Raw genomic sequence first — 20,405 nt, forward strand, 5'->3', positions numbered from 1 at the left:
CGCCGTCCTTTCAAGAACACCCCAAGAGAGTTCCCATGCAATTCCCTGAATCCTGGTTGCGCGAGTTCTGCAACCCACCGCTGAACACCCAAGAGCTGGCTGACCTGTTGACCATGGCCGGGCTGGAAGTGGAAGAGATGCGCCCCGTGGCGCCGGCCTTCTCCCAGATCGTCGTGGCCGAGATTGTCGAAGCCGAGCAGCACCCCAATGCGGACCGCCTGCGCGTGTGCCGTGTAGATGCCGGCCCGCACAGCAAAGACGGCCCGCTGCAAATCGTCTGCGGCGCACCCAATGCCCGCGTGGGTATCAAGGTGCCGCTGGCGCTGGTGGGGGCCCAACTGCCGCCGGCTGAAGAAGGCGGTGAACCCTTTGCCATCAAGGTGGGCAAGCTGCGCGGCGTCGAGAGCTTTGGCATGCTGTGCTCGGCCCGCGAGTTGAAGCTCAGCGAAGACCACGGCGGCTTGTTGGAGCTGCCACTGGACACGCCGGTGGGTCAGAACATCCGCGACACACTGAACCTCGACGACACCCTGTTCACGCTGAAGCTCACGCCCAATCTGGGCCATTGCTTGAGCGTCTACGGCATTGCGCGCGAGGTCAGTGCACTGACAGGCACACCGCTACAAACCCCGGCGATTCCTGCCGTGGCCGCTGGCCACGCAGCCACGCTGCCCGTCACGGTCCAGGACACTGACCTCTGCGGTCGCTTCAGCGGGCGCATCGTGCAAGGCGTCAACCCCAAGGCGCAAACGCCGGCCTGGATGGTCGAACGCCTGGCGCGCTGCGGCCAGCGCTCGGTCAGCCCCTTGGTCGACATCTCCAACTACGTGATGTTCGAATACGGGCGCCCTTCTCACATCTTCGACTTGGACAAGATCCACGGTGGCCTGCAAGTGCGTTGGGCGCGCCCGGGCGAAACGCTGAAGCTGCTCAATGGCAACACGGTGGCCTTGGATGAGCACGTGGGCATCATTGCGGACGAGCAAGCGGTCGAGTCCCTGGCCGGCATCATGGGCGGCGACGCCACGGCCGTGTCCGACGACACCCGCAACATCTACATTGAGGCTGCCTTTTGGTGGCCGGCTGCGGTGGCCGGGCGCTCGCGCCGCTTCAACTTCTCCACGGATGCCGGCCACCGCTTCGAGCGGGGCGTGGATGCGGTGGGGACGGTGGAGCACATCGAGCGCATCACGGCCTTGGTGCAAAGCGTATGCGGTGGCGTGGCCGGGCCCATCACCGACACCCAGCCTGCCATGCCGGCGCGCCCGCCGGTGGCGCTGCGCGTGGCGCGTGCCAGCAAGGTCATCGGTATGCCGGTCAGCCAGGCTCAGTGCGCGGAAGTGTTCACCCGTTTGGGTCTGCCCTTCACCGAGGCCGAGGGTGTATTGACCGTCACGCCCCCGAGCTGGCGCTTCGACATCACCTTAGAAGAAGACCTCATCGAAGAGGTCGCGCGCGTGGTGGGCTTCAACGCCTTGCCCGGCACGCCGCCGCTGGCGCCAGTCACTGCCCGCGTGCGGGAAGAGGCCCAGCGCAGCAGCCATGCCGTGCGCCATGCGCTGGCCCGCTTGGGCTACCAAGAAACCATCAACTTCAGCTTTGTGGAAGAGCGCTGGGAGACCGAGTTGGCGGGCAACCCCAACCCCATCAAGGTGCTCAACCCCATTGCTGCGCCCTTGGCGGTGATGCGCTCCAGCCTGCTGGGCAGCCTGGTGCAAGTGCTGAAGGTCAACCTGGCTCGCAAAGCACCACGCGTGCGCGTGTTCGAGCTGGGTCGCGTCTTTCTGCGCGACGCTTCAGTCGCGTCTTCTGACAGCACCGTGGCGGGGGTGCACCAGCCCATGCGCGTAGCCGGCTTGGCCTTTGGCCCGGCTCAGCCGCTGCAATGGGGCCGCGCCGACAAGAACGTGGACTTCTTTGACCTCAAGGGCGACCTCGAAGCTTTGCTCGCGCCCCATGTGGCGCGCTTTGTCCCGGCCGAACACCCCGCCATGCATCCCGGGCGCTGTGCCGCCGTGGAGTTGAGAGGCACCGTCATCGGCCACATCGGCGAGATGCACCCGCGCTGGCGTCAAGCCTATGACCTGCCGCAGGCGCCGGTGATGTTTGAGCTCGACCTGGCGGCCGTGCAGCAGCGCGCGGTGCCGCAGGCCCAAGCCGTGCCCAAGCAGCAAGCCGCCCTGCGCGACCTGGCCTTGGTGGTGCAAGACAGTGTGACGCATGATGCACTGATGGCCGCTCTTCGGGCGGACCCCGAAGGCCTGGTGCGTCAAGCCACCCTGTTCGACATCTACCGCCCCGCGCAAGCCACGGCAGAGGTTGGGGCAGGGGAGCGCAGCTTGGCGGTGCGCTTGGAGTTGTTGGACGACAACAGCACCCTGACCGATGAGCGCATTGAGGCCAGCCTGCAAGCCGCAGTCGCCCGTGCTCAGGCACAGTGCGGTGCGCGCCTGCGCGCTTGATAGAGTCGAATCCGAATCCACTGTTGGGATTGTTGATCATGGCCCCTCCCATTGATGCACAAGACACACCGGCGCCGGTGGCAGCGCCGGTCGAGCGCCTGATGCTCACCTCTGTCGAGACCCCCACCTTGACCAAGGCGGAGTTGGCCGAGTTGTTGTTCGAGCGCTTGGGCCTGAACAAGCGTGAATCCAAGGACATGGTCGAAGCCTTCTTCGACATCGCCTGCACCTCGTTGGTCCAGGGCGATGACGTCAAGCTCTCCGGCTTTGGCAATTTTCAGATTCGGCGCAAGGCGCCGCGCCCGGGGCGTAATCCGCGCACCGGGGAGTCCATCCCCATTGCCGCGCGCAATGTGGTGACGTTTCACGCCAGTCATAAGCTCAAGGCCTTGGTTCAGGGCGATGTCCCACCGGCGGATGACTTCGAGTAAAGTCTGTCGGCTCTACGCTGCTGAATGCTGAGTTCCGCGCCATGGACATTGCCACTGATCCCCTCGCACCACTGCCCGCCATTCCGGCCAAGCGCTACTTCACTATCGGAGAAGTCGCAGAGCTGTGTGGCGTGAAGTCCTATGTGCTGCGCTACTGGGAGCAGGAGTTCACCCAGCTCAGGCCCATGAAGCGTCGCGGCAATCGCCGCTATTACCAGCACCATGAAGTGCTGCTGATCCGACGCATTCGCGACTTGCTCTACGAGCAAGGCTTCACCATCAGCGGTGCCCGCAACCGCCTGACCGAACTCGGCCTGAGCGAAGCCGAGGCACAAGCCCACGCGGAGCACTTGGCGCGCGACCACGCTGCGGCGCAGTCTGAATCCGGCCTGATCTCTCAGCAGTCATTCACTGCCGAGCCCCTGCCCACACTGGGGTCCCGCCCCTCGGCTGAACAGGTCAGACACGAATTAATGGCAATTCGCGAACTGCTTTCTGCATAAGCCCAATTCTCAGCATATAATGCTTGCTTCAGTCGGGGTGTAGCGCAGCCTGGTAGCGCACTTGCATGGGGTGCAAGGGGTCGCGAGTTCGAATCCCGCCACCCCGACCAAAAACAGCACAAGCCTGGTGTCCACAAGACACCAGGCTTTTTGCTTTATGGCGCGACGATGATGATACGCCGCTCCTCGCTTTAGCGAGGGTCAGGTTTTGTCGGCCAACGCTCGCCAGCCCAAGCCCGCGGTGGTCGCACCCGCCACAGCGCCCCGCGCAGGCCGATACTCGCAGCCTACCCAGCCTTCCCAATCGCATTCCGTTGCCACCTCATCTAGTACGTTAAGGAGGTAGCGGTAGTTCAACTCGCCCATATCGGGTTCATGGCGCATGGGCACCCCCGCCAGTTGAAAGTGACCCACACGGCCGGTGGGCAAGTACTGGCGGATCTTCATGGCGACATCGCCCTCCACGATCTGGCAGTGATAGAGGTCGAACTGCACCTTCAGGTTGGGCGCGCCGATGGCTTGGACGATGCGGTGGGCTTCATCTTGGCGGTTCAAGAAAAATCCCGGGATGTCGCGGGTATTGATGGGCTCAATCAAAACGTCCACGCCACAAGATTTGGCTTGCACTGCGGCCCAGGCCAAATTCGATTCATAGGTCGCCTGCAGTGCTGCGCGCTCCGTTTCGGCAGGCGCCAAACCGGCCATCACGTGGATGCGTGGGCACTTCAAGGCTTGGGCGTACTCCAGTGCCCGAGCAATGCCTGCTCGGAACTCGTCTACCCTTGCCGGCAGGCAGGCCAGCCCCCGCTCGCCAGCATCCCAATCACCCGGCGGGGCATTGAACAACACTTGCTGCAGGCCGTGATCGCTCAGGCGCTGGGCCATCTCTGAGGCCGCAAAAGCGTAGGGAAAGAGGAACTCCACACCCTTGAAGCCGTCTGCGGCTGCCGCGGCGAAGCGGTCCAGGAAGGGGTGCTCGTTGTAGAGCATGGTGAGGTTGGCGGCAAAGCGAGGCATAAGACTGTTCGTTGCATGGAGAGGCACCACCGCCCATTCTGCGTGACACAGTCTTAAAAACCCTGAGGCAGGTAAAGTTAATCAATCGTTTGATCTAAGTCGCTACACTGGCGGCCATGACTGATCAGCACCGGCCTCACACCTACGAAGAAGGCACTCGCGCACCGGGCCGCGCTGACGGCGAAGCGACCCGCGAGCGCTTGCTGCTCACGGCCTTGCGCCTGTTCGCGCAGCGCGGTTTTTCGGCCACCTCGACGCGAGAGATCGCGCAGGCGGCCGGGGCCAATGTGGCGGCCATTGCCTACCACTTTGGGGACAAGGCCGGCCTGTATCGTGCGGCGTTCTTTGAGCCGCTGTGCGAGCCCCAAGCTCAGGCCGAGCCGCCCTGGCTCAGTCATAACATGCCTTTGGCTGAGGCCTTTGCCCATTACTTTGCGGTGTTTGTCGAGCCCCTGAGACAAGGCGAAGCGAGTCGCTTGTGCGTGCAGCTACGCATGCGCGAGATGCTGGAGCCCACGGGCCTGTGGGCAGAAGAGATTGCCAACGATATTCGCCCCTTGCATGAAGCGCTGTTGGTGTTGCTGATGCGTGCCTTAGAGCTGCCACAGCCTGATGATGACCTGCAGCGCTTGGCCCTGTGCATTTCGGCCCTGGGGGTTCACTTGCATGTGGGGCGCGATGTGGCGGATGCCGTGGCTCCTCAGTTGCACCTTGGCCCCGAGGCCAACACCAAATGGGCCCAATGCCTGGTGTGGCAAGCCCAAGCCATGGTCGAGGCGGAAAGAGTCCGCCGCAGCACACAGCCGGAAGATGCCCCGCTTAAGCCGCGTCGCGTGCGGGCGGGAGCGAGAAAGCCATGAAAGAGAAGATGCGAAACAAGCCCTTGAGAACGCTGGCTGCGGTTTGTGCTGCTGCCAGCCTGTGCGGCCCTGCTTTACAGGCTGCGCCTGTGAGCCCCACCGTGCCCGAGATTTGGCAAGCGCCGCAGCCGCACCAAGGCTCGGTGGCCGAGTTGGCGCAGTGGTGGCAGCAGTTTGGTGAACCTGCGCTGCCGGACTTACTGGCGGCAGCCCAAGCGGCAAGCCCCAGCGTTGCTGCGGCGGCCACGCGCTTGGCACAAGCGCAAGCCCAGCGCGTGGCCGCGGGTGCGGGACTGGCGCCGCAGCTGAATGCCTCAGCCAGCGCCCAGCGCAGCCGGCCTGATCTGGCCAGCGGCGTCTTGAACACTGCACAAGCGGGCTTGCAGTTCAGTTGGGAGCTGGATGTGTTCGGCGGCCAACGGGCTGCCCGGGATGCTGCGGTGGCAAGGCAACAAGGGGCGCAAGCCCAGTGGCATGAGGCCCGTGTAAGCGTGGCTGCGCAGTTGGCACAAGGTGTGCTGGCGCTGCGGGCCTGCGAGGCCTCGGTGGCCCAGGCGCAGGCAGATGCTGAGTCTCGCCAACACTCCTTGCGCCTCACCCAGGTCTTGCGCCAAGCAGGATTTGAATCCGAGGCCAATGCGGCGCAATTGGCCGCCGGACAGGCCCAGGCCCAGGCGCAAGTGCAGGCCTTGGCGGCGACTTGCGAGCGTGAAGTCAAGGCCTTGGTGGCGTTGACGGGCGTGGCAGAAGAGCCCTTGCGCCTGCGTTTGCAAGCCCGCCGCGGCCAACTGCCCGAGCCCGTGGGTTTGGGGGTGAGTGAAGTGCCCGCAAAGGTGCTGCAGCAGCGCCCCGACGTTTTTGCAGCAGAGCGTCAGCTGGAAGCCGCCGCCGCAGACCTGACTGAAGCGCAAGCGGCCCGCTGGCCACGCATCAGTGTGGGGGGCTCATTGGGCCGCCTGCAAGTGGCCACCCAAGGCCTCACTGACACCGGCACGGTGTGGTCGGTAGGGCCTGTACAAATCAGCCTGCCCCTTTGGGACGGTGGCCAGCGCACGGCGCGGACGCAGGCCGCAGAGGCTGCGCTCAGTGAAGCCCGTGTGACCTACAACGCGGTGCTGCGAACAGCAGTGCGAGAAGTCGAGCAAGCCTTGGTCAGCCTGCAGGCAGCCACGCAGCGCCGCCAGCAAGCGCAGCAGGCCTCGAGCCACTCGGACACGGTGTGGAAGGCCACGCGCGCGCTGGAGCAGCAAGGCTTGGCTAGTGGCTTGGCCTTGGAAGAGGCTCGGCGGGCCAGCCTACAGGCGCAGACGCTGGTGGTGGCCTCCCACCAAGAACAAGTCAGCGCTTGGATTGACCTCTACCGCGCTTTGGGTGGTGGCTGGTCGGCCCCGCAAGAACATTGAGAGAGAGAAAGCAAATCATGAGCAAGCAGGTATGGACCCGTGCGAGTTGGGTGGTGTTGGTGGCGTCGGGCTTGACGGCGTGCGGGGGCGCGGACCCTGCGGCCAAGCCTGAGCAGGGCACAGCCGCGCCCTCGGCAGCGGCTGCGTCGGCAGCGCGCTCTTCGCTCACGGTGCGCGTGGTCTCGCCGCAAACCATGGCCATGCCTGTGGCCTTATCGGCGACGGGCACCGTGGCAGCATGGCAGGAGGCGGTGGTGGGCGCAGAAGCCAATGGTTTGCGCTTGGCCAACGTCTTGGTGGAGGCCGGTGACAGGGTCCGCAAAGGCCAGCTCTTGGCCACGCTGCAGTCCGACACTGTGCGGGCCGAAGTGGCCCAAGCGGAGGCCGCCTTGGCTGAAGCCCAAGCCGCTGCAGCCGATGCCGAGGCCAACGCTCAGCGAGCGCGCGCCGTGCAAGGCAGTGGTGCGATGAGTGCCCAAGCCATTGGTCAGATGCTGACCGCAGCGCAGACCGCCCAGGCCCGCGTGGCGGCCCAACAAGCCGCCTTAGGCGCCGCCAAGCTGCGGCTGGCTCAGACGGAGATCAAAGCGCCGGACGACGGCTTGATCAGTGCGCGCACGGCCACCATTGGGGCGGTGGTGCCGGCCGGCCAAGAGCTGTTCCGCCTGATCCGCCAGGGCCGCTTGGAATGGCGGGCTGAGGTGCCCGCAGCAGACTTGGCGCGCATCAAACCCGGCCAGCCTGCGGTGCTGACCCCTGCGGGCGGCAATGCGGTGCCGGGTGTGGTACGCCGCGTGGCCCCCACGGTGGATGCGCAAACGCGCAACGGCGTGGTCTATGTGGACTTGCAGGCCTCGCCTGCGGTGAAGGCCGGCATGTTTGCGCGCGGTGAGTTTCAGCTCGGGGCTGCTCAGAGCCTGAGCCTGCCCAGCTCAGCCCTGCTGTTGCGCGATGGCTTTGATGTGGTGATGCGCGTGGATGCCAAAGGCCGGGTGGCGCAGACCAAGGTCACGGTGCTCGGCCGCGAGGCCCAGCGCGTGGCCGTGCAGGGCCTTGCGCCAGATGCCCGGGTGGTGGTCAGCGGCGGTGCCTTCTTGAGTGACGGTGACACGGTGAAGGTGGTGGCGGACGCCGCTCCGCCCGTGTCTGCGCCGGCCTCCGCTGCTTCACGTTAAGACCGGAGCCGCGCTATGAATGTGTCTGCTTGGTCCATCAAGAACCCGGTTCCCGCCCTCACGCTGTTTGTCTTGTTGACGGTGGCCGGGCTGCTCAGCTTCAAGGCCATGAAGGTCCAGAATTTTCCGGACCTGGAGCTGCCCACCGTCACGGTGACGGCGTCCTTGCCGGGCGCCTCGCCCGCACAGCTTGAGACAGAAGTCGCCCGCAAGATCGAGAACGCGGTAGCCACCCTGCAAGGCGTCAAGCACATCTACGCCAAGATGCAGGATGGCACGGCCACCGTGACAGTGGAGTTCCGCTTGGAGAAGCCCACCCAAGAGGCGGTGGACGATGTGCGCGATGCCGTCAATCGAGTGCGTGCGGATTTGCCGGGCGATTTGCGCGACCCGGTCATCAGCAAGCTCAATTTGTCGGGCACGCCCATCTTGACCTATTCGGTCGCGGCCCCGCGATTGGATGATGAGGCGCTGTCATGGTTTGTCGACAACGATGTCACCAAGGCCTTGCTGGGCGTTAACGGTGTGGGCGCGGTGAGCCGCGTGGGCGGCGTCAGCCGCGAGGTGAGGGTGGAGTTGGACCCCGCGCGCCTGCTGGCACTGGGGGCCACGGCTGCCGATGTCTCGCGCCAGTTGAAGGCCGTGCAACAAGAGGCCTCGGCCGGGCGGGCAGACTTGGGCGGGGCCGAGCAAACCGTGCGCACCATTGCAACGGTGCAGTCGGCGGCGCAATTGGCGGCGCTGGAGCTTTCGCTCAGCGATGGCCGCCGCGTGCGCTTAGACCAAGTCGCGAGTGTCAAAGACACGGTGGCCGAGGTGCGCAGCGTGGCGCTGCGCGATGGCCAGCCTGTGGTCGGCTTTGAGATCAGCCGGGCCCGCGGGGCCAGTGAGGTCGAGGTCGCCGAGGGTGTGGCCAAGGTGTTGAAGACCTTGCGCGAAAAGCACCCCGACGTGCAGTTCAACGAGGTCTACAACCAAGTGGACCCGGTGACCGAGAACTACGATGGGTCCATGGCCTTGCTGTATGAAGGCGCCTTCTTGGCCGTGGTGGTGGTCTGGTTCTTTCTGCGGGATTGGCGCGCCACCTTTGTGGCGGCGACGGCCCTGCCACTGTCGGTGATCCCCGCCTTCATCGGCATGCATGCGCTGGGCTTCTCCATCAATGTGGTGACCCTGCTCTCTCTGTCCTTGGTCATCGGCATCTTGGTCGACGATGCGATTGTGGAGATCGAAAACATTGTTCGCCACCTGAAGATGGGGAAGACGCCGTACCAAGCGGCCATGGAGGCGGCTGATGAAATTGGCCTGGCCGTGATTGCGACCACCTTCACTTTGATCGCAGTGTTCTTGCCTACGGCCTTCATGAGCGGCATTCCGGGCAAGTTTTTCAAGCAGTTTGGCTGGACGGCGGCGCTGGCCGTGTTTGCCTCGCTGGTGGTGGCGCGCATGCTGACCCCCATGATGGCGGCCTACCTGATGAAGCCCTTGCTCAACCACAAAGAGACGGGCGATGGCTGGGTGATGAGCCGCTATATGCGCGCGGTGGCCTGGAGCGTGAAGCACCGCTGGGTGACCGCCGCCGGTGCCATTGCTTTCTTTGTGGGCTCGGTGATGCTGATTCCGCTGCTGCCGACCGGCTTCATCCCACCCGATGACTTCGGCCAGTCCCAGGTGAATGTGGAGTTGCCACCCGGCAGCACACTGAAGGACACCCTGGCGGCTGCCGAGGAAGCGCGGCGCATCGTCACCCAGAACCCGCATGTCAAACAGGTTTACACCGCCATTGGGGGCGGGGCGTCGGGCAGCGACCCCTTTGCCGGCGGCGGCGCCGCAGAAGTGCGCAAGGCCACGCTGACCTTGACGCTGACCCCGCGCCCTGAGCGGCCTGGGCTCCGCAAACAGCAGATTGAGACAGAGTTGCGCGAGGCCATGAAGGCCTTGCCCGGCGCCCGCGTCAGCGTGGGCTTGGGCGGCTCGGGCGAGAAGTATGTGCTGGTGCTCTCGGGCGATGACGGCCACAGCCTGCTGGAAGCTGCCCGCGCGGTGGAGCGCGACCTGCGCACCGTGCCGGGCCTGGGCAATATCGCGTCCACGGCCAGCCTGCGCCGCCCGGAGTTGGTGGTCCGCCCCGACTTTGCCCGGGCCGCTGACGCTGGCGTGAGTAGCCAAGCCATGGCCGACACCTTGCGCATGGCCACCAGCGGTGACTATGACGCGGGCCTGCCCAAGCTGAACCTGCCGCAACGCCAAGTGCCCATTGTGGTGAAGCTGCCTGAAGCGGCGCGCCAAGACCTGGCCTTGCTGGGCCAGATGACGGTGCCCGGCAAAGGCGGGCAGCCGGTGATGCTGGCCAATGTGGCCACGCTGAGCTTGGAGGATGGGCCGGCTCAGATTGACCGTTACGACCGTCAGCGCAATATCAACTTTGAAGTCGAGCTCAATGGCGTGCCGCTGGGCGACGCGGCTGAGCTGATCCAAAAGCTGCCCTCGCTGCAGCAACTCCCCGCTGGAGTGCGGCAAACCGAGCTGGGCGACGCGGAGGTGATGCTGGAATTGTTTGCCAGCTTTGGCTTGGCCATGCTGACGGGCGTGCTGTGCATCTACTTGGTGCTGGTGCTCTTGTTCAAGGGCGTGGCTCAGCCCATCACCATCCTGGCCGCCTTGCCCCTCTCCTTGGGCGGCGCCTTTGTGGCCTTGCTGCTGACCAAGAGTTCTTTCTCCATGCCCAGCTTGATCGGTCTGATCATGCTGATGGGGGTGGCGACCAAGAACTCCATCTTGCTGGTGGACTACGCCATCTTGGCGCGGCGTGATGGCATGAGCCGCTGGGACGCGCTGATGGACGCTTGCCACAAGCGGGCCCGACCCATTGTGATGACCACCATTGCCATGGGGGCCGGCATGATGCCCATTGCCTTGGGCTGGGGGGCTGACCCCAGCTTCCGCCAGCCTATGGCGGTGGCGGTCATCGGCGGCTTGATCACCTCCACCTTCTTGAGCCTGTTGGTGGTGCCCGTGGTGTTCACCTTTGTAGACGATGTGGCGCAAGGGCTGTTACGGCTGATGGGCCGCGGGGCACCCGCAGCGCGCAAGGCTGCCGTGCAGGAGCCCCAGTGATCCGGCGGCGCCATCTGCTGGGTGGGGCGGGTCTGGCCGCCACCGGCCTGCTGGGGGTGGGCTGTGCCAGCGCCTTGCCAGAGGGCTTGGAGGTGCATGAACTGAGCTGGCTTGATGTGCAGCGCGACCGCCCCGTGCTGGCGCGCCTGACCTTGCCCGCAGAACGCAGTGGGTCAACACCACGGCCTTTGGTGGTGATCTCCCCGGGCATTGGCAGCAACCGCTTTGGCTACAGCTATTTGGCGGGCGGTTTGGCGCAACGCGGGTGGGCGTGTTTGAACCTGGAGCATGTAGGCTCCAACCGCCAAGTTTGGTGGGGCAACCCTTGGAGCTTGGTGGACCGCTTGCAACACGCTGCCCGGGAAGAGGAGGCCCTGGCCCGGGTGCTGGATTTGCGCTTTGCGCTGGACCAAGTCTTGGGGGCCTCTGCGTGGCGGGGCCGTGTCGACGCGGAGCGTGTCGTCGGTGCCGGGCATTCTTATGGCGCCAACACCCTGATGTTGGCAGCCGGCGCAGGTGTGAGGCGCCAAGGTCAGGCATTGAATCTGCGCGAGCCGCGGCTCAAAGCGGTGGTGCTGATGTCGGCGCCGCCGTTCTACGGCGAAGCGGACGTGCCCGCCGTGGTCGGGGGCATCAGTGTGCCGAACCTGCACATCACCACCACCGAGGATGTGATCAAGATTCCGGGTTACCTCAGCCCGGTGGAGGATCGCTTGACGCTCTACCAACACATGGGCGGCGCGCGCAAAGGCCTGCTGGTGTTCAAGGGGGGCTCCCACAGCATCTTCACCGACCGCAGTGCGCCCGGGGGCTTCAGCCACAACGCACAGGTCAAGGCGGCCACCACGGAGATCAGCCACTTGTGGCTGGCGGCGGCATTGCAGGGCCAGGCCCCCAGCACCTCCGCCTTAGAAGCCTGGCGTGGCCAGTACGCTGCAGCGGTGGAGCGACTTGAGCTTTGAGGTGCGGTGCAGTTTTGTAGCACAGGCTCACGGCTTGAGCCTCTGAATTCCCTATGATGCACGACCCCAACGCAACAGGTTCTCGCGTCGTGCTTCGTTTTCTACATACGGCTGATTGGCAGATTGGCCGCAGCTACCCCGCCATGGCAGCCACCCACCCGGACAACGCGGTGGCCCTGGCCGAGGCCCGGCTGGACACGGTGGCTCGTTTGGCCGAGCTGGCGCGCGACCGAGGGGCCCATTTTGTGGTGGTGGCCGGCGATGTGTTTGACGCGCAAACCGTGGCCGACCGCACGCTGCGGCGCCTGTTCCATGCCATGGCGGCGTTCACCGGGCCGTGGCTGCTGCTGCCTGGCAACCACGATGCCGCATTGGCTGAGAGTGTCTGGACCCGCGTGCAGCGCCTGGGCTTGGCGCCCAGCCATGTGCACCTGTTGCTCAAGCCCGAGCTCTTGACCTTGCCCACCGCCGCGGGCGAGGTGGCCGTGCTGCCGGCGCCTTTAACCCAGCGCCACACCCATCAGGATTTGACGGCCTGGTTCGATGCGGCGCCCAGCCCCAGCGCGCGCTGGCGCATTGGTGTGGCGCATGGCGCGGTCCAAGGCGTGCTGCCCGAAGACATTGAGTCGGCCAACCCGATTGCGCCGCAGCGCGCTGCGTCTGCGTCGCTGGATTACCTGGCGTTGGGGGACTGGCACGGCTGCAAAGCCATCGATGCCCGCACGTGGTACAGCGGCACGCCAGAGCCCGAACGCTTCAAAGACAACGGCGCAGGGCAGGCCTTGTGGGTGGAGATTGCTGCGCCGGGTGAGGCCCCCGTGGTCACTGCACTTCCCACCGCGCGCTTTCGCTGGCAAGCCTGGGAGCACCGCTTGAACGTGCCCTCCGACTTAGATGGCTTGCTGTTGAAGCTGGCGGCGCTCACAGAGGCCGATGTGCTGAGCCTGCGCTTGAGCGGGGTGTGGACGCTGCAAATGCAACAACGCTTTGAGGTAGCCGTGGCCCAAGCTGATGGCGTGGCGCGTCATGTGGCTGTGGATTCATCGGGATTGAAGCTGGCCCCCACCGACGAAGAACTGGCCGACCTGCAGGCGGATGGTTATGTGGGGGAGGTCTTGGCTGAATTGCGCCAAGAGGCCAGCGCGGACACCCCGCAAAGCCCCGTGGCGCAAGAAGCGCTGGCGATTTTGGCGGAGCTGTTGGCTGACTTGCGCGGCTTTGGCGAAAGCCAAACGACCGGGGCAGCTCCAGCCAGGACGGGCGCATGAGCCACCCGGCACTCGCTCAGTTTGCCTTGCGGCGCTTGAGTGTGTCGCAACTGCGGCAGTTCAGGCAGGGCGTGACGCTGGCCTTCGCCCCGGGGCTGAATGTGGTCGTCGGCCCTAATGAAGCGGGCAAGAGCAGCTTGGCGCGGGCCATCCGCGCAGCCTTTTTTGAGCGGCATCGCTCTACCCAGGTAGAAGACCTGCGCCCTTGGCAGGATGGCAGCGCCGCGCCCACGGTGCGCATGGAGTTCGAGTGGGGCGATGACGCCGGCGTGTTGGAGAAGAGCTTTCTGGCGCGCAAGCGCTGTGCCTTGAGCTTAGGGCCGCGTCAGTGGGAGGGCGTGGAGGCCGAGGACCAATTGGCCACCTTGTTTGGCTTCAGCTATGCCGCCAAAGGCGCCAGCCGCCCCGAGCACACGGGCATTCCTGGGCTGCTGTGGATGGAGCAAGGCCAAGGGCATCTGCTGGATGTGGCACCCGCCCGTGAGCACTTGCATGACGCGCTGGCTGGAGATGCCGGCACGGCCTGGTCGGCTTTGGCGGCCAGCGGCGGCGACGACCTGCTGGGACGCGTGCAAGCCTTGCGCGCAGAGTTGTTGACGGGCACCGGCAAAGCCCGTGGCGCCTTGGCCGAGGCCTTGAGTCAAGTGCAAGAGGCCGAGGTCAAACTGGCCGACACCGACGCCCAGTTGGCGCGCTATGCCCAGGCGGTGGATCAGTGGACGCGTGAACGCGACCTGCTGTGGCAAGAGCAAGCTGAGCGCCCCTGGGAGGCTTTGCGTGCTCAGCTGGCCCAGGCCCAGGCCGAGCAGGCGGCGCTGGCCGCTCACGAGCAGCGCTGCGCCGAGGACCAGGCCCGTCTCGACGTTTTGGCGCAGACCCGGCGCTTGTTGCGGGATCAGCTTCAAGCAGCAGACAGCCAAGCGCAAGACGCCGAGTGGCGACAGGCTACGCTGCAGCAGGCGGCGTCGGCCTTGCAGGAGGCTGAGCTGAGGCTGCGGGATGCCCAAGCGCCGGTGCTGGCCAGCAAGAGGGCGGCTGTGGCTGCCCGCGAGGCCTTGCAGGCCGCACGACGCCAGGCGCAGCGTCAACAGAGCCGGCTGCGGCACGAACAGGCAGCAGCGCGCTGCCAGGCGTCAGAGCAGGCGCTGGGACAGGCCCGCAAGGCGCAAGCGGAGTTGGCGGTGCGGCAGGCCGAGGCGGCTGCTTTGCGCCTCAGCGAATCCGATCTGGAGGCCTTGCGTCAGAAGGAGTCGGCATGCCTGGCCCTGGAGGCTCAAGGCCGGGCTGTGGCAACTCGGATTGAGTGGCACTCCAGCCAGACCACAGCGGTGGCGATCACGCGAGTGGATGGCTCAACGGCGGGGCTGCTGGCCTCGGGCGAGCCTCAATGGCTGGACGCTGAGGCCACGCTGCTCTGGCCAGACGGCAGCCGCTTGCACATCACACCAGGCGGTGCGGATCTGGCCCAATGGGCGGCACATCAGGCGCAAGCGCTCGCGGCCTTCCGCGCCGACCTAGAGCGACTGCAGGTGGCGGATGTGGCCGAGGCCCATCGCTTGGTTCAACAGGCGCGTCAGGCGCGCAGTGAGCTCGCCTTGGCGCAGCAAGCGCTGAAGCTGCTGGCCCCGCGCGGCATGGAGGCCCTGCAAGCCGAGCACCAAGCCGCTCTCGACGAACTGCTGGCCGCGCAAGCCGCGTTGGAGGCCCTGGGGCCGCTTGAAGCAGTAGAAGGTTCCCGTGAGCCTCTGGGGGATGCAGCTGAGCTGGACACCTTGGAGCAAGCCGTGGCGCAGGCCCAAAGCGCCGAAGCCGAGGCCCTGAGCCAACAGGCCATGGCCCAGCAAGCCCAGGTGAGGGCGCACAGCCAATATCAGCAAGCGCAGCAAGAGGCACAGCTTGCACAAGCCGCCTTGGCGGCTCCGGAGCGCGCCGAGGCACTGTCCCAGGCGCGCAGCAAGCTGCTGGAGGTGACGCAGCATCACGAGGCCTTGGCAGCTCGCTTGGCCCAGGCGCAAGCCCAGCACCGGGCGGCGCGGCCGGATATCGTGGCGCAAGATGTACGGCGCCTGAGCCAGAGCATTGCCCAGTGGGTGTCGCAGCATCAACAGCGGCGTGAGGCTGTGGCGGCACAGCACGCCACCTTGGTGGCCAGCAGCGCACTGGGCCTGCAAGAGCAGCGCGACGCACTCGCCAGCCAATGGGCACAGGCCGATAGACGGGCCTCGGAGTTGCAGCGCAGAGCGCAGGCCTTGGACCTGCTGAGCCAGCGTCTGGCGCAGAAGCGTCAGGCCAGTCTGAGTGCCTTGCAGGCGCCGCTGCAACGTAAGCTGCAGCGCTACCTGGAGTTGCTGTTCCCGCTGGCCGAGATCAGCCTGGACGAACACCTGATGCCGCGCCAACTGCATCGACCCAGCCGCGCTGCCGGCCTGCATGAGGAACTGCCAGCCCTGAGCTTTGGCGCCCGGGAGCAGATGTTCTTGATCACTCGACTGGCCTATGCCGATTTGCTGAAAGAGGCAGGTCGCCCTACCTTGCTGATCTTGGACGATGCGCTGGTGCACACCGATGCCGAGCGACTGCCCGCCATGAAGCGGGTGCTGTTTGATGCGGCCCAGCGACATCAGGTCTTGCTCTTCAGTTGCCACCCTGAGATGTGGCGCGATCTGGGCGTACCCCTCCAACAATTGCCCACATCCGCGTGACGGGCAGGCGACGCTGGGCTCCTTGGGTGAGTACTTCTGCGCCACCAGCGGCGTCCTGCTGCAAACCCAAAGCCTTTAGGGCGAACGCTGAGATAGCATCGGCGCCGCCTTAAAAAATACGTTGGAGATCACTATGCCGCAGCGTCGGCGTTCGGTTGGGGACCTGGTGCAGGGTGGATTGGCCGTCATACCCTGGTGGGTGGCCGTGGCAGTGATGGCTCTGCTGGCCCTCGGTGTGACTTTGGCGTTGCGCGAGTGGGCTTCCATGCCGGGGCCGGGCGGTGCCGCACGGCAGTTGGTGTTTGAACTGCTGCGCTGGGGACTTCCGGCGCTGTGGGGCCTGTGCGTCTTCTGGGGCAAGCGCTCAGGCAATTCGGCACCGCTCGGTGTAGATGCGCAGCAGGACATGGCGGCTGTGCTCAAGGGCATGACCTGGGCCCAGTTCGAAAAGTTGGTGAGCGAAGCATTTCGCCAACGTCGATTTGCCGTGGTGGCGAATGGCGAGGCCGCAGCAGCTGACGATGTGGACATGGTGTTGCGCAAAGGCGGTGAGACGCACCTGGTGCTGTGCAAGCACTGGCGGGCTGAGCGGGTGGGGGTGCAGGTGTTGCGGGATCTGCAATTGACGATGCAGACGCGTGCTGCGGCCAGCGCGTATGTGCTGACTTCGGGCCACTTTTCTGACGACGCGCGAGCGTTTGCCAAGGCTTCTGCCATTCACCTCGTCGAGGGCCCCCGCTTGTCGCGTTGGTTGAAGCTGGCTCAGCGCTCACTCAAGTCGGTGTCTGGCTCAGCTGCTGGATCGGTTGGCAGCGTCGAGAGTGCTGCGCCGGCTTGCCCCAAATGCCAAGCGCCCATGATCAAGCGGCAGGCACGCCGTGGGGTGCATGCGGGCAGCACGTTTTGGAGCTGTACCCGCTATCCCCAGTGCCACGGCGCCCGGCCTTTTGTCGCGTTCTCTGGGGCGATGTCGCCCGACCCGTGACCCTTCCTCAGCGCCCCTGAGCGCAGGCCAGAACCAGCGCCTGAATCGGCTCGCCTCGCTGAACGTCTTCGATGACAAGGGCCACGCGCTGGCCTTGTGCGCCTTTGCGTGGCGGGGGCACGTTGAGCGAGAAGGCCTGTGCGGCGCCAGCGGGCCAGGCGGCCAGCGGTAAGTAGTGCACCACCACATGGTCGTGCAGCAAGGTTTTGCCGTCGTTTTCGCCAGCCTTGATGATGCTGCGGTGCCCGTCTTCCAACACCGCCCAATAGCCTTGCAGCAAGGCGCCGGTCTGTTTGGCTTCAGCGCTCGGGCTCAGTTGCGCTTGGACTTGCGGGCCGGCTTGCCTCATGGCCAAGGCTGGTGCCAAAGGGTGGGCTTTGTTGCTGGCGTTCAAGCCACTTGGCCAGCGTCGCCAAGCCTCGCCATTCACCAAGACTTGAGGTGTGTAGATGGCGCGGCTGCCGGTGCGTGCTTGCCACTGGCGTTGGCGCTGCGTGTGGGCCGGATTGGCAAACATGTCCTTCCAGCCGATGTAGTCCCAGTAGTCCACATGGAAGGCCAGTGCCACCACGTGGGGAGCGTCCTTGAGGCTGGTCAACCAGTTGTCGGCGGGCGGGCAGGAGTTACAGCCCTCAGACGTGAACAGCTCCACCACCGTGGCGCGTGTGCTGCCCGTTTGAGCCTGACACGCCATTGTTTGTGCATGGGCTGTGGGAGCCACAAAGCTGCTGCAGAGCAATCCGCAGGCGGCAAGGGCAATGGGCAAGGAGCGCATGATCGGAACCCGGTGAAGCGATGGTTCCACCTAGTCGATCTGAGCGCTCGAGACCTTACAGCCGACGGAGACCAGACCACCTTGGACCCGCCAAAGAAAAAGCCGCTCCGAAGAGCGGCTGAGAGGCTCAGCCCAGCATGCGCTGAGCTTCGCAGATGTTCAGACCAGCCGTGAAAGGCTGGTCGTGACATCAGAAGTTGTGGCGAACGCCAGCGGCCAGCGAGCTGAAGTCGGCGTTTGCAGTGCCAGACATGTAGGCAGCATTGCGCTCGTTGTTCACGGCAGTGTAGAAGCCATAAACCTTGGTGCGCTTGCTCAGGTTGTAGTTCACACCAACGGTGAACTGGCTGGCGCCGGAGTCCTTCAGGCTGCCCACGTCACCGGCCTTGCCCAGGTTCAGGTGCAACTCGGTAGCACCCATGGTGTACATGCCTGCCAAGCGCAGGTTGGTACGGCTGCCCACACCACTCAGGTCGGTGTCACGTTGGGCGTAAGCACCCAGGGTGATGGCACCCATGGAGTAAGCACCCGCCAAGGTGAACTGCTTGCCGTCGCCTTGCTTGTTGTAGCCGAAGCCAACGTGCAGAGGACCCTTGTCGTAGTTGGCAGCCAAGTCAATGCCGCGCTCGCCGCCGACAGGTGCTTCGGTCACAGCCAACTCGGCGACCAAGCCGCCCATGGTCGGGGTGCGGTAAGCAACCTTCTTGGCGTGGTTCCAAGTCGATGCATACAGAGCATCCGACGAAGTGCCGGTGTCGTGATTGTGCATGCTGATGTAGTCAGCAGTGGCGAAGTAGGCTTCGCTGGTGAACGTGCCCAAACGGACCAAACCGAAGGAGCCGCCCAGGTTCACTTCAGCTTGACGACCCCAGAAGGTCGAGGCAGCAGCGCCGGTGGTGGGGTTGAAGCCGTGCTCGATCTGGAAACCAGCCTTCAAGCCGCCGCCCAGGTCTTCCACGCCCTTGAAACCAATGCGCGAGCTGTTGTTTTGCAGGTTGGTGCTGGAGACATCGCCAGTCTTTTGACGCTCAACGGTGACGTTCAGACGGCCGTAAACGTTGACGCTCGATTGAGCGAAGGCACCAGAGGTGGCAGCGGCAGCAGCCAGAGCCACAGCGATCATTTGAAACTTCTTCATGGCATTTCTTTCGTGAAGTGGATGGAATTTGAATCAGAAGACGATGGGGCTTAACGCACCACTGCGATTTGTTCGCGGTTACCACCCTTGTAGGTGTAGAGCGTCAGCGCACCATTCTTGATGTCGCCCTTTTCGTCAAACGATATGGTACCCGTGACGCCTTGATAACCGTTGGTTTTGGCCAACACTGGCAAGTACTTTACAGGATCGACAGAGCCCGCTTTCACCATGGCCGCGACCATGACCTGGGTCGCGTCATACACATACGGCGCATAGATTTGCACGTCAGTGTTGAACTTCTTCTTGAAGTCAGCTTTGAACTTTTCCATGGCGACCTTCTGCGTGCCTTCGACGCCGCCAGCCTCGGCGCAGACCACCTGGCCATCGCCCATGGCACCGGCCGACAGCTTGGGCAATTCGCCCGAGCAGATACCGTCGCCGCCCATGAACTTGGCATTGATGCCGAGTTGCTTCATCTGGCGAATCATCGGGCCGGCCACCGCGTCCATGCCGCCGTAGAACACGACGTCAGGCTTGGCGGCCTTGATGGAGGTCAGGATGGCGGTGAAGTCCGTGGCCTTGTCGTTGGTGAACTCGCGCTTGGCAATCTTGCCGCCCTTGGCCTTCACGCCTTTCTCGAACTCATCAGCCACACCTTGGCCATAGGCGGTACGGTCGTCGATCACGGCAATGGTCTTGCCCTTGAGTTGTTCGACGGCGTACTTGCCCAGCGTGCCGCCCAAGTGCACATCATCGGCCACCACACGGAAGGTGGTCTTGTAGCCTTGGCGGGTGAACTTGGGGTTGGTGGCCGAGGGCGAGATTTGCGGGATGCCGGCGTCGCTATAGACCTTGGAGGCGGGGATGGAGGTGCCAGAGTTCAGGTGACCCACCACGCCGGCCACTTTGGAGTCCACCAGCTTCTGGGCAGCAGCCGTGCCTTGCTTGGGGTCGCCTGCATCGTCTTCAGCCAGCAGTTCGAACTTCACCTTTTTGCCACCGATCATCACGCCCTTGGCGTTCAGCTCGTCAATCGCCATGCGCGCACCGTTTTCGTTGTCCTTGCCCAAGTGAGCAATGCCACCGCTGGTGGGGCCGACGTGGCCAATCTTGACCACCATGTCTTGGGACATGACGAGGGTGCTGCTGGCCACGAGCAAAGCGCCGGCGCTGAGTTTGAAGATCGCGTTCATGTAGAAATGTCTCCGATGTACCAAAGCCGATGGTGTGAGGCCTCTTGTGAAAGCACCTGGGCGAGCGGGGTCACGCCCTCCATCAGACTGATTTAATCCCGCTTGAAACCAACAGGACGGAAGGGCCGAACCCTTACTCCCCCAAATAAGCCGCCCGGACCTTGGGGTCGGTGAGCAAGGCCCGGGCCTCGCCGGTCATGGTGATCTCGCCGGACTCCATGACATAGCCGCGGTTGGCCATGGCCAGTGCGCGCGAGGCGTTCTGCTCGACCAGCAGGATGGTCACGCCCTGCTTGTGGATGGTGTCGACCACCTCGAAGATCTTGTCGACCATGATGGGTGAGAGGCCCATGGAAGGCTCGTCCAGCAGCAGCACCTTGGGGCGCGCCATCAGCGCGCGGCCCATGGCCAGCA

The 20,405-nt window shown here is 64.6% G+C and carries 16 protein-coding genes and 1 tRNA gene; 12 read left to right on the plus strand and 5 right to left on the minus strand.

Annotated elements, in window-relative coordinates; translation table 11 throughout:
• Window positions 1-35: 35 nt before the first annotated feature.
• The 4 genes from pheT (at window position 36) to KAK11_RS18455 (ending at window position 3,506) form a co-directional block, all read left to right on the plus strand.
• Window positions 36-2,462 (plus strand): phenylalanine--tRNA ligase subunit beta, encoded by a 2,427-nt coding sequence (pheT, locus tag KAK11_RS18440; RefSeq protein WP_210810807.1) that lies wholly within the window; start codon window positions 36-38, stop codon window positions 2,460-2,462.
• A 101-nt stretch (window positions 2,463-2,563) separates the two neighbouring features.
• Window positions 2,564-2,893, plus strand: coding sequence for an integration host factor subunit alpha (locus KAK11_RS18445; protein ID WP_246499151.1), 330 nt, complete (start codon window positions 2,564-2,566; stop codon window positions 2,891-2,893).
• A 41-nt stretch (window positions 2,894-2,934) separates the two neighbouring features.
• A complete protein-coding gene (locus KAK11_RS18450; protein ID WP_210810809.1) occupies window positions 2,935-3,396 on the plus strand; it encodes a MerR family transcriptional regulator in 462 nt (153 codons plus the stop codon).
• A 33-nt stretch (window positions 3,397-3,429) separates the two neighbouring features.
• Window positions 3,430-3,506 (plus strand) — tRNA-Pro (locus KAK11_RS18455).
• A 91-nt stretch (window positions 3,507-3,597) separates the two neighbouring features.
• On the opposite strand, the gene otnI is transcribed toward KAK11_RS18455, so the two are convergent.
• A complete protein-coding gene (gene otnI, locus KAK11_RS18460) occupies window positions 3,598-4,413 on the minus strand; it encodes a 2-oxo-tetronate isomerase (RefSeq protein WP_210810810.1) in 816 nt (271 codons plus the stop codon).
• Between the two features lie 116 nt (window positions 4,414-4,529).
• Between otnI and KAK11_RS18465 the strand changes: the two genes are divergently transcribed.
• The 8 genes from KAK11_RS18465 (at window position 4,530) to KAK11_RS18500 (ending at window position 16,885) form a co-directional block, all read left to right on the plus strand.
• Window positions 4,530-5,273 carry a TetR/AcrR family transcriptional regulator gene (locus KAK11_RS18465; RefSeq protein ID WP_210810811.1) on the plus strand — a complete coding sequence of 248 codons (744 nt, stop codon included), beginning with the start codon at window positions 4,530-4,532 and terminating at the stop codon, window positions 5,271-5,273.
• 8 nt (window positions 5,274-5,281) lie between these two features.
• Window positions 5,282-6,676, plus strand: coding sequence for an efflux transporter outer membrane subunit (locus KAK11_RS18470; RefSeq protein WP_210810812.1), 1,395 nt, complete (start codon window positions 5,282-5,284; stop codon window positions 6,674-6,676).
• Between the two features lie 17 nt (window positions 6,677-6,693).
• Complete coding sequence (locus tag KAK11_RS18475) at window positions 6,694-7,851, plus strand: efflux RND transporter periplasmic adaptor subunit (RefSeq protein ID WP_210810813.1); 1,158 nt, start codon at window positions 6,694-6,696, stop codon at window positions 7,849-7,851.
• A 15-nt stretch (window positions 7,852-7,866) separates the two neighbouring features.
• Window positions 7,867-10,968 (plus strand): efflux RND transporter permease subunit, encoded by a 3,102-nt coding sequence (locus tag KAK11_RS18480; protein WP_210810814.1) that lies wholly within the window; start codon window positions 7,867-7,869, stop codon window positions 10,966-10,968.
• Complete coding sequence (locus KAK11_RS18485; protein WP_210810815.1) at window positions 10,965-11,930, plus strand: alpha/beta hydrolase family protein; 966 nt, start codon at window positions 10,965-10,967, stop codon at window positions 11,928-11,930. Before KAK11_RS18480 ends, KAK11_RS18485 begins: the two co-directional genes overlap by 4 nt.
• An 89-nt stretch (window positions 11,931-12,019) precedes the next feature.
• A complete protein-coding gene (locus tag KAK11_RS18490) occupies window positions 12,020-13,198 on the plus strand; it encodes a metallophosphoesterase family protein (protein ID WP_210810816.1) in 1,179 nt (392 codons plus the stop codon).
• Window positions 13,195-15,900, plus strand: a complete 2,706-nt coding sequence (locus KAK11_RS18495; RefSeq protein WP_210810817.1) for an AAA family ATPase — start codon at window positions 13,195-13,197, stop codon at window positions 15,898-15,900. Before KAK11_RS18490 ends, KAK11_RS18495 begins: the two co-directional genes overlap by 4 nt.
• A gap of 178 nt (window positions 15,901-16,078) precedes the next feature.
• On the plus strand, window positions 16,079-16,885 hold the full coding sequence (locus KAK11_RS18500) for a restriction endonuclease (RefSeq protein ID WP_210810819.1): 807 nt from the start codon (window positions 16,079-16,081) through the stop codon (window positions 16,883-16,885).
• 7 nt (window positions 16,886-16,892) lie between these two features.
• On the opposite strand, the gene KAK11_RS18505 is transcribed toward KAK11_RS18500, so the two are convergent.
• From KAK11_RS18505 to KAK11_RS18520, 4 genes are all read right to left on the minus strand, one after another.
• Window positions 16,893-17,579: a DUF1223 domain-containing protein gene (locus KAK11_RS18505; RefSeq protein ID WP_210810820.1), complete on the minus strand. Its 687-nt coding sequence runs from the start codon at window positions 17,577-17,579 to the stop codon at window positions 16,893-16,895.
• Window positions 17,580-17,850: 271 nt separating this feature from the next.
• A complete protein-coding gene (locus KAK11_RS18510; RefSeq protein ID WP_210810821.1) occupies window positions 17,851-18,798 on the minus strand; it encodes a porin in 948 nt (315 codons plus the stop codon).
• Between the two features lie 50 nt (window positions 18,799-18,848).
• Window positions 18,849-19,991 (minus strand): branched-chain amino acid ABC transporter substrate-binding protein, encoded by a 1,143-nt coding sequence (locus KAK11_RS18515; protein WP_210810822.1) that lies wholly within the window; start codon window positions 19,989-19,991, stop codon window positions 18,849-18,851.
• 133 nt (window positions 19,992-20,124) lie between these two features.
• Window positions 20,125-20,405: ATP-binding cassette domain-containing protein (locus tag KAK11_RS18520; RefSeq protein WP_510606744.1), on the minus strand; the 281-nt coding region annotated here is incomplete at its 5' end.

The sequence above is a fragment of the Ideonella paludis genome, from assembly GCF_018069865.1.
Classification (GTDB): Bacteria; Pseudomonadota; Gammaproteobacteria; order Burkholderiales; family Burkholderiaceae_C; genus Ideonella; species Ideonella paludis.

Excerpts from the sequence above, each read along its gene's own strand:
- KAK11_RS18510 (WP_210810821.1), bottom strand. The coding sequence starts at position 18,798 with ATGAAGAAGTTTCAAATGATCGCTGTGGCTCTGGCTGCTGCCGCTGCC.
- KAK11_RS18470 (WP_210810812.1), top strand. The coding sequence starts at position 5,282 with ATGCGAAACAAGCCCTTGAGAACGCTGGCTGCGGTTTGTGCTGCTGCC.
- KAK11_RS18480 (WP_210810814.1), top strand. The coding sequence starts at position 7,867 with ATGAATGTGTCTGCTTGGTCCATCAAGAACCCGGTTCCCGCCCTCACG.
- pheT (WP_210810807.1), top strand. The coding sequence starts at position 36 with ATGCAATTCCCTGAATCCTGGTTGCGCGAGTTCTGCAACCCACCGCTG.
- otnI (WP_210810810.1), bottom strand. The coding sequence starts at position 4,413 with ATGCCTCGCTTTGCCGCCAACCTCACCATGCTCTACAACGAGCACCCC.
- KAK11_RS18465 (WP_210810811.1), top strand. The coding sequence starts at position 4,530 with ATGACTGATCAGCACCGGCCTCACACCTACGAAGAAGGCACTCGCGCA.
- KAK11_RS18445 (WP_246499151.1), top strand. The coding sequence starts at position 2,564 with ATGCTCACCTCTGTCGAGACCCCCACCTTGACCAAGGCGGAGTTGGCC.
- KAK11_RS18515 (WP_210810822.1), bottom strand. The coding sequence starts at position 19,991 with ATGAACGCGATCTTCAAACTCAGCGCCGGCGCTTTGCTCGTGGCCAGC.
- KAK11_RS18475 (WP_210810813.1), top strand. The coding sequence starts at position 6,694 with ATGAGCAAGCAGGTATGGACCCGTGCGAGTTGGGTGGTGTTGGTGGCG.
- KAK11_RS18495 (WP_210810817.1), top strand. The coding sequence starts at position 13,195 with ATGAGCCACCCGGCACTCGCTCAGTTTGCCTTGCGGCGCTTGAGTGTG.
- KAK11_RS18450 (WP_210810809.1), top strand. The coding sequence starts at position 2,935 with ATGGACATTGCCACTGATCCCCTCGCACCACTGCCCGCCATTCCGGCC.
- KAK11_RS18505 (WP_210810820.1), bottom strand. The coding sequence starts at position 17,579 with ATGGCGTGTCAGGCTCAAACGGGCAGCACACGCGCCACGGTGGTGGAG.